The organism is Ruegeria sp. YTSC003, from assembly GCF_059609785.1.
Window position 1 is genome coordinate 685,858 of sequence record NZ_JBXWMK010000001.1, and the last position, 13,906, is coordinate 699,763.

Annotated in this window: 13 protein-coding genes; 9 read left to right on the plus strand and 4 right to left on the minus strand. The window is 56.8% G+C overall.

Translation table 11 applies throughout. The features are described from left to right. Positions 1 to 31: 31 nt before the first annotated feature. Both AC2FFH_RS03405 and AC2FFH_RS03410 read right to left on the minus strand, forming a co-directional pair. On the minus strand, positions 32 to 1,243 hold the full coding sequence (locus AC2FFH_RS03405; protein ID WP_282153301.1) for an ABC transporter substrate-binding protein: 1,212 nt from the start codon (positions 1,241 to 1,243) through the stop codon (positions 32 to 34). 48 nt (positions 1,244 to 1,291) lie between these two features. Next, positions 1,292 to 2,365 (minus strand): ABC transporter ATP-binding protein, encoded by a 1,074-nt coding sequence (locus AC2FFH_RS03410; protein WP_496768851.1) that lies wholly within the window; start codon positions 2,363 to 2,365, stop codon positions 1,292 to 1,294. Positions 2,366 to 2,529: 164 nt separating this feature from the next. Here AC2FFH_RS03410 and AC2FFH_RS03415 point away from each other — a divergent pair, with 164 nt between their 5' ends. Beyond that, on the plus strand, positions 2,530 to 3,531 hold the full coding sequence (locus tag AC2FFH_RS03415) for a nuclear transport factor 2 family protein (protein ID WP_496843749.1): 1,002 nt from the start codon (positions 2,530 to 2,532) through the stop codon (positions 3,529 to 3,531). Beyond that, on the plus strand, positions 3,528 to 4,403 hold the full coding sequence (locus AC2FFH_RS03420) for an amidohydrolase family protein (protein WP_496768855.1): 876 nt from the start codon (positions 3,528 to 3,530) through the stop codon (positions 4,401 to 4,403). The genes AC2FFH_RS03415 and AC2FFH_RS03420 overlap by 4 nt, the downstream gene beginning before the upstream one ends. A 582-nt stretch (positions 4,404 to 4,985) precedes the next feature. Here the strand turns inward: AC2FFH_RS03420 and AC2FFH_RS03425 are convergent. After that, positions 4,986 to 5,855: a LysR family transcriptional regulator gene (locus tag AC2FFH_RS03425; RefSeq protein ID WP_496768857.1), complete on the minus strand. Its 870-nt coding sequence runs from the start codon at positions 5,853 to 5,855 to the stop codon at positions 4,986 to 4,988. 97 nt (positions 5,856 to 5,952) lie between these two features. Between AC2FFH_RS03425 and glyA the strand changes: the two genes are divergently transcribed. Further along, positions 5,953 to 7,260 (plus strand): serine hydroxymethyltransferase, encoded by a 1,308-nt coding sequence (gene glyA, locus AC2FFH_RS03430; RefSeq protein ID WP_496843750.1) that lies wholly within the window; start codon positions 5,953 to 5,955, stop codon positions 7,258 to 7,260. 105 nt (positions 7,261 to 7,365) lie between these two features. On the opposite strand, the gene AC2FFH_RS03435 is transcribed toward glyA, so the two are convergent. Then, positions 7,366 to 7,893, minus strand: coding sequence for a ZrgA family zinc uptake protein (locus tag AC2FFH_RS03435; protein ID WP_496843751.1), 528 nt, complete (start codon positions 7,891 to 7,893; stop codon positions 7,366 to 7,368). Between the two features lie 232 nt (positions 7,894 to 8,125). Between AC2FFH_RS03435 and AC2FFH_RS03440 the strand changes: the two genes are divergently transcribed. The 6 genes from AC2FFH_RS03440 (at position 8,126) to AC2FFH_RS03465 (ending at position 13,872) form a co-directional block, all read left to right on the plus strand. Then, positions 8,126 to 9,394 (plus strand): imelysin family protein, encoded by a 1,269-nt coding sequence (locus AC2FFH_RS03440; RefSeq protein ID WP_496768863.1) that lies wholly within the window; start codon positions 8,126 to 8,128, stop codon positions 9,392 to 9,394. Positions 9,395 to 9,535: 141 nt separating this feature from the next. Continuing rightward, the gene (locus tag AC2FFH_RS03445) at positions 9,536 to 9,829 is read left to right on the plus strand and encodes a (2Fe-2S)-binding protein (RefSeq protein WP_496768865.1); all 294 of its coding nucleotides are present in this window, start codon (positions 9,536 to 9,538) and stop codon (positions 9,827 to 9,829) included. Continuing rightward, complete coding sequence (bfr, locus tag AC2FFH_RS03450) at positions 9,777 to 10,262, plus strand: bacterioferritin (RefSeq protein ID WP_496768867.1); 486 nt, start codon at positions 9,777 to 9,779, stop codon at positions 10,260 to 10,262. The genes AC2FFH_RS03445 and bfr overlap by 53 nt, the downstream gene beginning before the upstream one ends. Further along, the gene (locus AC2FFH_RS03455; protein ID WP_496768869.1) at positions 10,222 to 11,769 is read left to right on the plus strand and encodes a di-heme oxidoreductase family protein; all 1,548 of its coding nucleotides are present in this window, start codon (positions 10,222 to 10,224) and stop codon (positions 11,767 to 11,769) included. Before bfr ends, AC2FFH_RS03455 begins: the two co-directional genes overlap by 41 nt. Before the next feature lie 3 nt (positions 11,770 to 11,772). Further along, positions 11,773 to 12,783: an imelysin family protein gene (locus AC2FFH_RS03460; protein ID WP_496843752.1), complete on the plus strand. Its 1,011-nt coding sequence runs from the start codon at positions 11,773 to 11,775 to the stop codon at positions 12,781 to 12,783. A 3-nt stretch (positions 12,784 to 12,786) separates the two neighbouring features. Next, positions 12,787 to 13,872, plus strand: coding sequence for a DUF1513 domain-containing protein (locus AC2FFH_RS03465; RefSeq protein ID WP_496768873.1), 1,086 nt, complete (start codon positions 12,787 to 12,789; stop codon positions 13,870 to 13,872). Positions 13,873 to 13,906 lie beyond the last annotated feature (34 nt).

The window sequence follows — 13,906 nt, forward strand, 5'->3', positions numbered from 1 at the left end:
ATGGGAGGGCCGTAGCCCTCCCAAGGGAGGATCAGTTGCTGATCAGACCCGCTTCTTTCGCGGCAGTGACATAGTCTGCCTCGATATCGGCCAGAGTCGTCTGCGCGTCTTTGGCACCGGTCAGGTAGTCGGCCAGTCCGTTACCCAACGAGGTGTGCATGATGCCCATAGGACCGGAAGCCGGGTAAGCCTTGGCGCCGCCTTCAGCGGACGCTGCAGCACCTGCAGCCAAAGGGCCTGCCGAATAGGCCGTGCTCAGCCATACTGCGACATCGTTGTTCGCACTGACCGTATCGGTGTCCATGCCCTCAAGTGCGACGCGGAAGGCAGCATCCGCTTCTTCGTCGCTCATGTTCGAAGCCAGAACAATACCGTCCCACCAGATTGTGGTCGCCGGAACCGCCGATCCCATTGGAGCCGCGGCCATGGTCACCTTGCCAACGACCTGGCTTTCGGCCTCATCGTTCATCGCAGCGGCACGGCTGGCCCACAGGTTCGCCATGGCAATCTTGCCCTGCTGGAACTGCTGTTGCACATAGGTCGAGTCGGAAACCAGATATTCTGGGTCCATATACTCGGTCATGGCTTTCAGGGTTTCCAGCGCCGCTACGCCTTGCTCGTTGTTGATTGCAGGCATGTTGCCGTCACCAAAGAACGAACCGCCCTCGCCCAAATACATATTGACGAATTCCTGACCAAGGTTCCAACCGGTCTTGAACGTCCCACCAATGGGATAGTCCATGACGCCGGCTTCCTTGATCTTGGCAGCCGCGGAAAGAACATCGCCATATGTCTTGGGTTCTTCGATGCCCAGTTCAGCCAGAACATCGTCGCGATACATCAGGTGCTGCGCATTCACCATCATCGCAATCGCCATGGTCTTGCCATCGACTTTGATCAACTGATTGGGCAGCAAATCCTGACCGTACTTCTCGACCAGATCGTCCAGCGGACGGATCGTACCGGCATTGAGCAAAGGCACCAGAGTTGCGTTCGAAACACCGCCGATCTGATAAAGCGCCGGATCAGCGGCAAATGCCTCAGGTTGCTTTTCGCGGAATTCCTGGTCCAGCGAAGCGCTGAAGTTACCGCATTCCGCCATTGCATCGGTGACCGCTTTCCAGGCTTCAAACCCGGCGGACAGCGACTTCAGTGGCACGTCGTTTTCAAAGGCACATTCCGCCCATGCGCCGGTGGCGGCGATGGACATGGCACCTGCCATAAGGATCGTCTTGAGTTTCATGCGTTTCTCCCTGTCAGGATCGGTCCGTCGTCGACGTCCGGACCGGTGTTAAGCCCGTTTGGGCTGTTTGTGGGGGTGGTCCCCAATCCGCGCACCGCTTTCAGCTTCAAAGAGGTGACAGATTTCTTTTGGCACCGATAACGAGACTGTCTCGCCAATCTCGGCGCGGAAGGCTTTATCGGCTTTGACCGATACCAGAGCACCGCCGACCCGGACCGAGATCATGGTCGCGTCGCCCAGCAATTCCAGCGTGTAAATGGGTGCTGTGATCTGGCCCTGCCCTTCGGCAAGGCTGGCGTCTTCTGCGCGGAATCCCAGTGTCATTGGTCCGTCCGGAGCATCGACTGGAATTTCGACATGCTCGGCTCGGAACACGCCGCCCGAAACCTCGCCATCCATCAAATTCATCGCGGGTGAGCCGATGAAGCTGGCCACAAACGTGTTAGCCGGCATGTCGTAGATTTCCGTGGGGCTACCCACTTGCTGAACCACGCCTTGTTTCATCACCACAACGCGGTCGGCCAAAGTCATGGCCTCAATCTGGTCATGGGTTACATAGATGGTGGTGACGGCCAACTCATGACTTAGATTTTTGATCTGCGCCCGGGTGGAAACCCGCAGTTTAGCATCCAGATTTGAAAGAGGCTCGTCCATCAGGAACACGTTGGGTTCGCGCACAATGGCACGGGCGAGTGCCACACGCTGCCTTTGACCACCTGACAATTCGGCAGGCTTACGATGCAGGAAGTCGTCCAGCTCGACCATCGCGCTGGCGCGGCGCACTTTCTCGTCATGGGTCGACGGGTCGATGCCGCGCACTTTCAGCGGAAAGCGGATGTTTTCATAGACGTTCATGTTGGGATAAAGCGCATAGCTCTGGAACACCATCGCAACGTCGCGGTCCTTCGGCTCCAGATCGTTGACCACATTGCCATCGACCAAGATTTCGCCCTCGGTCACGTCCTCAAGTCCGGCGATCATCCGCATCGTCGTTGTCTTGCCGCAGCCCGAGGGGCCGAGCAGGACCAGAAACTCGCGATCAGCAATGGTCAGGTCGAAATTGTGAACCCCAACGAATGAGCCCCATCGCTTGCCGACGTTCCGCAATTGAATTTCCGCCATGGTGCCCCCTGCAAGGAATCATTTTGCATACGTTTGCAAAACTGTAATTCGCATACGTCAATTCAGGCAAGACTTTTTTGCATACGTATGCAAAACTGACGCAAATACCCGACTCAACCCGGCTTCGTGCCTCTCGTAAAACTTTGATCACAATGGCAAATACCGTGACCTTTCAGACAGAAAAAAAACTCGTCTCTGCGTTTCACACCGCGTTGGATTCCGCGACAGAACAAGAAATCCCGAAGGCAATGGGCCAATACTGCGCCCCGGATCTGAAGTGGCGCGGCTTTCACCCATTCAACGAAATCAATGGCGCCGAACAGGTTGCCCGGCAGTTCTGGCAACCACTAAAGAGCAGCCTAACCCGCCAGCAGAACCGTGTAGATATCCTGTTTGCGGGGCAAAACTCGCTGCGGGACGAGGCCCACGTTTGGGTCGTATCTATGGGGCATTTGATGGGGCTGTTCGACCGTCCGTGGCTGGGCATTCGCCCAACTGGCAAGCTGGCATTCCTGCCCTATTGCGCGTTCTACAAGGTCGCCGGTGACAGGATTGTCGAAACAGCGATGTATTTCGACATACCGCACCTGATGGTGCAAGCCGGGCAGAATCCGTTTCCCCCGCAAACAGCGGCGCATTTGGTGCAACCCGGACCAAGGCCCCATAACGGTCTGCTACTGAACGAGCAGCCCATTGAAGAAGGCGAAAGGACGCTGGCAGTCATCAACGCGATGATCTCGGATCTGGGCCAATGGGACAGTGGGTTGTCGCTTGAGGATGAATTGGCCCGAACCTGGCACCAAGACATGATCTGGTGGGGACCTGAAGGGATCGGCGCGACCTACACGATAGAACGCTATGCCAAGCAGCACTCAGGCCCGTTCCGCGCCGCCTTCGCAGACCGGTCAAAGACCAATCATTTCTGCCGTTTGGCCGAGGGGCATTATGGCGGGTTCTTCGGCTGGCCCAACTTCACGGCAACTCCGTCCGGTGGGTTCATGGGTATGCCCGCAACCGGTACGCCCGGCGAATTCAGGGTGATCGATATCTATCGCCGCGCTGGTGACAAACTGGCAGAAAACTGGGTCTTCATTGACCTGTTGCATTTCTGGAATGCGCAAGGTGTCGATATTCTGGAACGCACGACGGGGATCGAAACGCCATGAGAATAGATGCGCATCACCACTTGTGGGACCTGTCTGCCGTGAACTACCCCTGGCTCATGGAAAAGGGCGTCGCTCGTTTCTTTGGCGACCCCTCCCCCATCCAACGAAACTATTTGCTGCCGGAATTTCGCGCAGATGCCAAAGCCGAGGGTTTCGGCGCCTCGGTCCATATTCAGGTGGGCGCGGCTGACCCCTGGGCCGAAGCGCAATGGGTGCAAACAGTGACCGACCGGTTCCCAGACTGGCCGTTGGTGCAAGTGGCGTTCTGCGATCTGACCGCTGATGATCTGGACAAACAACTCGACCGGCTTCAAACCCTGCCGTCTGTACGTGGCGTTCGTCAGATTATTGGCCGTGCTCCGGGCGAAGATGCCTCAACTGGAACGAACTCGCTGCTAAAAAACCCAGAGTTTTTGGCTGGACTGAAGCAACTGGGCCGCCGCGGTCTTTCCTTTGACCTTCAACTACTGCCTGAACTTATGGGTCAAGCTGCAGATGTCCTTGCGCAAGCTCCGGAAACCCAGACGGCGTTGTGCCACGCAGGTTCACCGTATGACCGGACTCCGCCAGGTTTGCGAAAGTGGGCTGACGAATTGACCGCATTGTCAAGCCTTCCGCAGGTCTATTGCAAACTCTCCGGCCTTGGAATGTTCGATCACAACTGGAGCGCAGAAAGTGTCGCGCCTATCGTTTCAAATTGCTTGTCTCAATTTGGCAGCGATCGCTGCATGTTCGGATCGAATTTCCCAGTTGATAGCCTAACATCAACTTTCAAAGATCTTGTTTCCTGTCACCAACAGATCATCTCAAAATCGGACCATGACGACGTGTTTCATATCACCGCAAAACGCTTTTATCGTTTTGAAGAATGAAAAAACGCATAAACCGAAGTTTTTGGCACCACTTTCTGATGGCTTCTTTGCAATTGCGGCGGATGTCTACTGTCCGCCGTAAGTTCTGAATGCAACGAACAACTTTCGGCTGCCCTTCCAAATGGGTTTTAGCATGCTGCAAAGTACACAATATATGACGCGAGTTGAGTGTACGTAGAATTCGAGAACGAGTGCTGTTGGCCCGCCGCAATGCAACAGTTTTGCCTATCACGTACAAATCTCTTGACGGTAGGCTACTGGCGTGGCTTGCCGCGCTCAGTGCCATTAGGTTGCGACGAGAGATACCTCGTTGTCCGGCGAGTAAGTGTCCCAGATGTTCCAGTGTCCGGTCGTTGGTGTCGGGTTGTTGATTATTGGAACATCGAGCACGGTGGGCTTGCCACCGTCCACAAACCAATATGCCGCAGGTAAATCTGACCGTTCCGTTTAACCCTCGAGGGTATTGGGGCTTATATATTATAAGGTCTATTGTGTGAGGTTCTCATCCAAATTGGGCGTCCGAACCAGTCCTCGCAAAATTCTGTTACTCTTCGCGGGCAATGATCATTGGTTCCCTTGCCACTAATCTTCCCGCAACAGCTCAACTATTTCATCAAGTTCCGCGCGTCGCCTCGATGAATGCGGAAGAGTTATCATCAGCGACCGGCCTGTTTCGCAGGCCTGCGCCGATACACGCACCAAATGCCCGGCCTTCAGCGCAGGCTCGATCAAGCATCCATGCGCCATCAAGGCACCGGCCCCGGACTTGGCCTCTTCGACTGCAAGACCGTAAAGCGAATATTTCGGCCCTTTGGTAGGATCGCTGATAATTGTCCCCGTCTCCTCGGACCACCGCCGCCAATCGTCCTGCCATGTCTGATCGTGCAGCAGCGGGGTGGTTTCAAAGTCGAAACGCTCGACCAGTTCTGGCGCGCAAACCGGGAAAATGACATCCTTCGCGACTACAATTTGATCAGCCGCCCCATCAGGATCGGCAATGAAGACCGAAAGATCAAACAGATCACGTGATAGGCGAGGCGGTGTTTCCATGGCCGTTACCGAGAACTTCATGTCCGGCCAAGTGTTTCGGATGCGCCCCAAACGCGCCGGCAGCCAAAGTTGCGCGACCGAAGGCAGGGCGGCGATGTGGATCTCAACGCTCGGGCTCAGGTTCCGCAGGTTCTGCGTTGCGGCGGCAAGCTGATCGAAGGCCTGGGTGAAATCACTGGCCAAGTGGCGCCCAGGCGCGGTCAGCTCAACCCCTTGCGCGTTTCGCCGGAACAGCGGCACGTCCGCCCAAGCCTCAATCGTTTTGATGTGTTGCGAAATCGCACCGGGAGTGACGCTCAGCTCTTCGGCAGCAGCGACGAAACTGCCCAGCCTTGCTGCAGCTTCAAAAGCGCGGAGTGCGTTGAGAGGTGGCCCTTTCGGGCGTCTTGGTAGAACAGCCATTGTCTTAGACTCAGTTTTTCTACGCCAAGAAATAGCAATTCTGATTTGCGATGTCGCCCCGTTTGTTCAATCTGGTGACAAGCAGGAGGTCACAGACATGACAATCACACACCGAAACTGGGTCCCGGATCAGTGCGAAACCCGTGTTCAGCAAATCGCCGCCAAGGCGTCTCAGGCCGCGTCTGATGAGCTGATCAAACGGATCGGCGATCTTGCGACGCGGAACCGCGAGATCCACGAGCAAGAGTGTTTCAACCTTAACCCGGCAACAAATGTGATGAATCCAAGGGCCGAGGCCCTGTTGTCATCCGGCATCGGGTCCCGACCATCGCTGGGCTATCCCGGCGACAAGTACGAGATGGGGCTGGAAGCTATTGAAGAGATTGAAGTGATTGCCGCCGAGCTTTGCGCCGAGATCTTTGAAGCCAAATTCGCCGAAATTAGGGTGCCGTCAGGCGCGATTGCCAACCTCTATGGGTTTATGGCGACCTGCAAGCCGGGCGATACAATCATTGCACCGCCAGCCTCGATTGGTGGGCACGTGACTCATCACCTTGGGGGGTGTGCTGGGTTGTTTGGTCTGCGCACGATTGAGGCGCCAACGGATGGTGACGGCTATACGGTCGATCTGGATCAGCTACGCGCGTTGGCGCTGAAAGAACGGCCCAAGCTGATCACTATCGGGGGCAGCCTCAATCTGTTCGAACATCCCGTAAAAGAGGTCCGGCAGATCGCTGACGAGATCGGGGCCAAGGTCATGTTCGACGCCGCCCATCAATGCGGGATCATCGCAGGCAAAGCGTGGTGCAATCCTTTGGCCGAGGGCGCGCATTTCATGACGATGAGCACTTACAAAAGCCTGGGCGGCCCCGCCGGTGGTTTGATCGTCTCCAATGACGCGGAGATTGCGCAAAAGCTCGACGCGATTGCCTTTCCGGGAATGACGGCAAACTTCGACGCGGCCAAGTCTGCAGCATTGGCCGTAACAATGCTGGACTGGCGCGATTTCGGCAAACAATACGCGGCCGAAATGATCTCGATGGCGCAAGCGGTCGCAGAACGATTGGACGCTCGTGGTGTTCCCGTCTTTGCGGGTCGGGAAGGATTTACCAACTCGCACCAGTTTGCTGTGTTGGCAGACTCTTATGGTGGCGGGCAAGCGGCGTCCAAAACGCTGCACCGCGCTGGGTTTCTTGCTTGCGGAATTGGACTGCCTGCACCCGAAGTGAAAGGGGACATGAACGGCCTTCGGTTCGGGACGCCTGAACTGGTCAGATGGGGGATGACGTCTCAGGACGCTGATCGGTTGGCGGCATTGATCACTTCTGGATTGGCGGGCGCGGATATCGCCGCCGAGGTTGCAGAGTGGCGGCAGAGTTTTTCGGAACTGCGTTTCGTACACTGACAGCACGATGGGTGCTGTCCATGGCGCTTTCGTCGCGCCCGTGTGATTGCGCCCTTCGCATCGTATATGGGCGCGGGCCGACCGCATGGCCCGCGTTTTGGCATTTCACATTGCCAGATCCGGTTGGTCCCGAGTTATCTCATACGTTCTGGTTTGACCGGATCGGGTCACCTGCAAGATCAACTTCTGAGCATTTTCGAACCGTTCGAAATACGCAAACCGGATATTAGCCAGCGCTGTAATATCTTGGCACTGAATCAGGTAGTCGGCCAGAAAGTCGCTATGTTGATCTTGATCAGCAGACTCGTTGGTATTGTCCTGCCCCAATCCTTCACCCGTAAGTGTGACATTGGCCGACGCGGTAATGCATCCGGCCTCTTCCGGCAGCACAAACAAGCCCAAAGGTTTGGACAGGTCTGATACCGCAACCGCCACCTGCGCGCGATCGTCATCGGTTTCGGCCGGGCCTTCAAAACCGATAATGTCTGCAGAAGGCACATTGAGGGATAAAGAAAATGCCTGATCAGAAAAGGCGATATTCACATATCCCGTACCATGTTTATGGGCAGGGCCTTGCACTTGCGATAGAACAATCGCCGGTGTCAGCATCAAAGCAATGGCTGCACATTTCATAAACAAAGCACCACCCAACAAAGAATCACACAGTCCATTCTAATGTGATTAAAACCCCGTGCAATCGCGGCTTCGGCTCACCTACCCCGCCAATTATGGGGAAAGGGTGCGACATATATTTCCGACAATAAGACTCAGGTTGACTTACCTTACTATTTCACTCAGTTTTTGGTGCGTGCGCGTCGCTGAAGCGGCGCTAGTGAGTTTTTTCTGACAGGAAAGTGTCACCTCCATGACCAAATTTTTTGCCGCCACCAGCGTACTGACCCTTGGGATCGCGACAGCAGCATTTGCCGAAACCCCCGCGAAGATCGACGTTCTGACCACCTATGCGAACATCGCCGAAGCCAAATATGACGACAGCCTGATCGCGGCAAAGTCGCTGCAGGCCGCAGTAAACGCGCTGATCGCTGATCCGTCAGACGCCACACTAAACGCAGCACGCGCTGCATGGATTGCTGCACGTGTTCCGTACCAGCAGACCGAGGTTTACCGTTTTGGCAACGCGATCGTCGACGACTGGGAAGGCAAGGTAAACGCATGGCCGCTGGACGAAGGGCTAATCGACTATGTGGACGCAGCCTATGGTGGTCCAACTGACGAGAACGAATTCGCCGCACTGAACGTCATCGCCAACCCGACGTTCGAGCTGTCAGGCAAAACCATCGACGCCAGCGAAATCACCCCGGAACTGCTGGGCGAGCCCCTGCACGAAGCCGACGGAATCGAAGCGAATGTTGCCACAGGCTACCACGCGATCGAGTTCCTGTTGTGGGGCCAGGATCTGAACGGCCATGGCGCGGGCGCAGGCGACCGTCCGTACACCGATTACGTTCAGGGTGACGACTGCACAAACAGCAATTGCGACCGCCGTGCACAATACCTGAGCGCTGCGACTGACCTGCTGGTCAGCGATCTGGAATGGATGGCGGCGCAATGGGCCGAAGGTGGCGAAGCACGCGCAGTCCTGACTGCCGACGAAATCGCAGGCGTCAGCGCCATTCTGACCGGCATGGGTTCACTGTCTTATGGTGAGCAGGCCGGTGAACGCATGCGCCTTGGCCTGATGCTGAACGACCCCGAGGAAGAACATGATTGCTTCTCGGACAACACACATAACAGCCATTACTACGATGGTCTCGGCGTTCAGAACGTCTATCTGGGCAGCTACACCCGCATCGACGGCACTCCGGTTTCAGGCGCATCGCTGTCGGATCTGGTGATCGCCAGCGACCCATCTCTGGACGCGGAGATGAAGGTGAAACTGGCCAACACCATGCAGGCTCTGGGACGTTTGAAATCAACCGCGGAAGCCGGATTTGCCTATGACCAGATGCTGGAACGCGGCAACGAAGGCGGCGAAGTGCTGATCATGGGCGGCGTTAACGGCCTGGTCGATCAGACAAAGACGATCGAGCGCATTGTGACCACGTTGGAACTTGACCAGATCGTGTTCGAAGGTTCGGACAGCCTGGACAACCCAGACGCGGTCTTCCAGTAAAATACAAGGTTCGCGCCAAACGGAGGCGGCAGTTTCACACCGCCTCCAAATCTTGTGAGGTACCTTTGATCTGTTGCCTCTGGACGTTTCTAAATTAACTTACTAATACAGTAAGAAATACAACTCAGAGCCCTGATTGCTATGATCGTATGCCACTGCACAAACATCTCGGATCACGATATCCGCGCAGCTATCGACTGGATGCGCACGTCTGATCCTTACGCGGTCATTACACCTGGTAAAATCTACCATGCCCTTGGAAAATCAGCAGATTGTGGCGGGTGCATGCCGCTTTTTCTAGACTCGATGCGCTCCAGCGATAAGTTGGAGGTCCCGATGCAGCTTCGCGCACTTCGCAGCGAGGCAACACAGGAGAATGCAGATGAAGGGCGACCCCAAGGTCATAGAATATCTCAACAAATCTCTGCGGCATGAACTGACGGCGGTCAGCCAGTATTGGCTGCATTACCGCCTGCAAGAGGATTGGGGCCTCGGCCACATGGCCAAGAAAAGCCGCGAAGAATCCATCGAAGAAATGGGGCACGCGGACAAGCTGATCGAGCGAATCATTTTCCTGGGCGGTCACCCGAACTTGCAACAACTTGACCCGTTGCGCATTGGCCAGACCCCAAAAGAGACGTTGGAATGTGATCTGGCCGCAGAGGTCGACGCCCGGGCCTTGTACAAGGAAGCGCGCGAATACTGTCAGAGCGCTGGCGACTACGTCACTATGTCTCTGTTTGAAGGATTGCTGGCGGATGAGGAAGGGCATATCGATTTCCTCGAAACGCAGCTGGACCTGTACGAAAGGATTGGCGAAGCCAATTATGCGCAACTCAACGCATCGAAAATGGACGAAGGCGAGTAAGCTTGCCCTTTTGCCGGTGGCCGCGCTTGCGGCTACCCAATCCCTGTCGGCAGAGCTGCGGGATCTTCACCTCAACTACCTTCCCAGAACTGAAGACGAACATGCAAGGATTGCGCGGGTTACCGCCGCACCTGTCGAATTCAGCGCGCCTCAGCGCTTTGAAGAGCTGCCAGGTGGGGCCGCAACTGTCCGCGCGCGCATCGACGCAGATGCGTTCTCGCAGCCCTCAGGCAACCTGAGTTTCGAGCAGGAGCTGGACTTCAAAGTCGGCAACGGCCTGTTCAAGAAGATCTGGGTGTCTTCCCCGTCTTCCACGTTGGCCTCAGATGGGTTGGGGCCGCTATATAACGCACGATCCTGTCAACGCTGTCACATCAAAGACGGGCGTGGGCATACTCCCAACGGCCCCGATGATAACGCAATTTCGATGTTCCTGCGCGTGTCTATCCCCGGAACCCCCGAGGACGGATACGCCGAGATCGAAGACTACTTCGCCACCCGTCCCGAACCGAATTACGGCAGGCAAATGCAGGATCTGGCCCTTCCCGGCCACCCGGCAGAGTACCGGCTTGATATCACTTACGAAGACGTTCCCGTCACTTTGTCGGATGGGGAAGTCGTCACTTTGCGGCGTCCTACGTACGAAGCTGCCGATCTGGGTTATGGCCCTTTGCATCCTGACGCGATGATCAGCCCCCGCGTGGCTCCGCAGATGATCGGCCTGGGCTTGCTCGAGGCGATCCCGGTACAAGACCTACTGTCGAATGCGGACCCGGAAGATGAGGATGGCGACGGAATATCCGGCCGGCCTAACATCGTATGGGCAGTTGAATATGGCGCGCCGATGATGGGCCGGTTTGGTCATAAGGCGGGCATGCCCACGATCATGGAGCAATCCGCTGCAGCCTTTGCCGGTGATATCGGCATTTCCAGCCCCCTCTATCCGGCTGCGCACGGCGATTGCACGGCGGCGCAGGTGGATTGCGTAAACGCTCCACACGGCGATGGCGACGACCGGACCTTTGAAATTGATCAGGTCGGCATGGATCTGGTCGCGTTCTACAGCCGCAATCTGGGTGTACCGGCCCGCCGCGATTTGGACGATCCTCAGGTGTTGCGCGGCAAGCAGGTGTTCCATGACACCGGCTGTGCATCCTGCCACACGCCCTCTTTCGTGACACATCGCATGGAAGACCGCCCCGAGCATAGTTTTCAGCTGATCTGGCCCTATTCGGACCTGCTGCTGCACGACATGGGCGAAGCGCTTGCCGATAACCGGCCCGAGGCCCGCGCCACGGGTCGTGAATGGCGGACACCACCACTTTGGGGGATCGGACTGACCCAACAGGTATCGGGCCATACGCAGTTTCTGCATGATGGGCGGGCGCAATCGTTGCTCGAGGCGATCCTGTGGCACGGCGGTGAGGCGCAGACAGCGCGTGACACGGTCGTCGGGATGCCTAAGCCTGACCGCGATGCCCTTATCCGTTTTTTGGAAAGCCTTTGACCCATGCGCGCCTTCGTACTTGCTCTTTCCCTGACATTGCCGTTGGGCGCAAACGCACAAGATCGCGAGCCGATCCTGTCCGACGCCATCGAGGCTCATATCCTACCCGGCTATTCCGCCCTGTCAGAATCCACCAACGCTTTGGCCGATGCTGCGCAGGCGGATTGTGACCCGAACTCGACCCAGCTTCGCAATGCATACAACGACGCGTTTGACGATTGGATTTCGGTTAGTCATCTGCGCTTTGGCCCATCCGAAGTCGAGGACCGCGCCTTTGCATTAGCGTTTTGGCCCGATACCAAGGGATTCACCCCTAAAGCACTGTCCAGCCTGATTTCTGCTGAGGATACAGCCATTCAATCCCCGGATGCCTTTGCGGAAACCTCCGTGGCCGGCCGCGGTTTTTTCGCGCTGGAACTGATGCTCTACGATCCACGCTTCACCGATCTGGGCAGAGCCGAGTATCGCTGCGCGCTGATGCAGGCCATAACCGCAGACATCAACTGCAATGCCGGGGCAATTGATGCAGATTGGGCGGACTACGCACGCGCATTGGCAAACCCGGGTGAGAACAGTCCATACCGGTCTGAAGACGAAGCCATGCAAGAGCTTTACAAGGCCCTGACGACCGGTCTGGAATTCACCGCCGAAACCCGCCTTGGTCGCCCATTGGGAAGTTTCGACCGTCCCCGCCCCAAACGCGCCGAGGCGCGGCGTTCCGAACGTTCGTTGCGCCATGTGGAGTTGTCATTGATCGCTTTGCGTGACCTGGCCGCGCGTCTGTCGGCAGATCACCCGGAAATCGCCGCCGATCTGGATGACGCATTCGCCGCCGCCATCGATCGGGCGCAGTCGCTGGACGATCCGGCATTTGCCGGGGTGGCAAACCTGCAGGGACGGTTCCGCGTTGAGGCGCTACAACAATCCATCAACGATATCCGCGCCATTGCCTCGACCGAGCTTAGCCCCACGCTGGGCATCAATGCCGGGTTCAACTCATTGGACGGGGATTGAACCGTGACGAGCCGACGAAGTTTTCTTGCTGGGTTGGCTGCTGCCAGCTTTGCGCCCTTGCGTGGATGGTCAGCTGTCGGCGCACCGGATTATCTGGCCGCCGCACTGTTCCCGGATGGGACTTTTCGGCTGGCCGGGTTGGATACGGGCGGCGACATCCTGTTTTCTCTGCCGTTGCCCGCGCGCGGGCACGCGGCGGCGGCGCATCCCCACCACGCGCAGGCGGTGGCCTTTGCACGCCGTCCGGGAACATTTGCAATCATCATCGACTGCGCGACCGGCACACAGACCGCTGTGTTAGAAGCCCCGAAAGGCCGCCATTTCTATGGGCATGGCGTGTTCTCAACCGATGGAACGCGGCTGTTCACCACCGAAAACGATTTTGAGACCGGTCAGGGTGTGATTGGTGTCTGGAACACGGATGACCACACACGAATTGGGGAGTTCGCTTCAGGCGGTGTCGGTCCCCATGATATGCGTCTGATGCCAGATGGTCGCACATTGGTTGTGGCAAATGGCGGGATCGAAACCCATCCAGAAGCAGGAAGAACCAAACTCAACCTGCCTGTGATGCAACCGCGCCTGACCTATCTGGATCAAAATGGCGGGGTTCTTGAGCAGGTGGAACTGCCACAAAAGCTGCACAAAAACTCGATCCGCCATCTGGCGGTGCGACCTGACGGTTTGATCGGTTTCGCGATGCAATGGCAGGGCGACTCATCGCAACACCCTCCCCTCTTGGGTTTGCATCGCCGTGGCGAAAAACCCCTACTACTCAGCGCGCCCGACGCTGACCAAAGTACGTTGCAGGGATATGCGGGCAGCATCGCCTTTTCCGGTGCAAGCGAAACAGTCGCTATCACCTGTCCCCGCGGCAATGCCCTGCACCGTTTTCGGGTCACGGATGGACAGCTTGATGGCGTCTTCCTGCACGAGGATGTTTGCGGCCTTGGCACCGCATCAAACGGGTTTGTGTTCACAACCGGGACTGGTGTGATCGGGCAATTGTCCACAAACAAAGCCCAAATATCCAACCGGTCTAATTGCCAATGGGACAATCATCTGATCCCAATTCGTGCTACCGCATAAATTCGGAAAACTCCGCCCCATAGATTACACTTGG

Coding starts and splice junctions, on each gene's coding strand:
- AC2FFH_RS03405 (WP_282153301.1), bottom strand. CDS start 1,243: ATGAAACTCAAGACGATCCTTATGGCAGGTGCCATGTCCATCGCCGCC.
- AC2FFH_RS03410 (WP_496768851.1), bottom strand. CDS start 2,365: ATGGCGGAAATTCAATTGCGGAACGTCGGCAAGCGATGGGGCTCATTC.
- AC2FFH_RS03420 (WP_496768855.1), top strand. CDS start 3,528: ATGAGAATAGATGCGCATCACCACTTGTGGGACCTGTCTGCCGTGAAC.
- AC2FFH_RS03425 (WP_496768857.1), bottom strand. CDS start 5,855: ATGGCTGTTCTACCAAGACGCCCGAAAGGGCCACCTCTCAACGCACTC.
- glyA (WP_496843750.1), top strand. CDS start 5,953: ATGACAATCACACACCGAAACTGGGTCCCGGATCAGTGCGAAACCCGT.
- AC2FFH_RS03435 (WP_496843751.1), bottom strand. CDS start 7,893: ATGAAATGTGCAGCCATTGCTTTGATGCTGACACCGGCGATTGTTCTA.
- AC2FFH_RS03440 (WP_496768863.1), top strand. CDS start 8,126: ATGACCAAATTTTTTGCCGCCACCAGCGTACTGACCCTTGGGATCGCG.
- AC2FFH_RS03445 (WP_496768865.1), top strand. CDS start 9,536: ATGATCGTATGCCACTGCACAAACATCTCGGATCACGATATCCGCGCA.
- bfr (WP_496768867.1), top strand. CDS start 9,777: ATGAAGGGCGACCCCAAGGTCATAGAATATCTCAACAAATCTCTGCGG.
- AC2FFH_RS03455 (WP_496768869.1), top strand. CDS start 10,222: ATGCGCAACTCAACGCATCGAAAATGGACGAAGGCGAGTAAGCTTGCC.
- AC2FFH_RS03460 (WP_496843752.1), top strand. CDS start 11,773: ATGCGCGCCTTCGTACTTGCTCTTTCCCTGACATTGCCGTTGGGCGCA.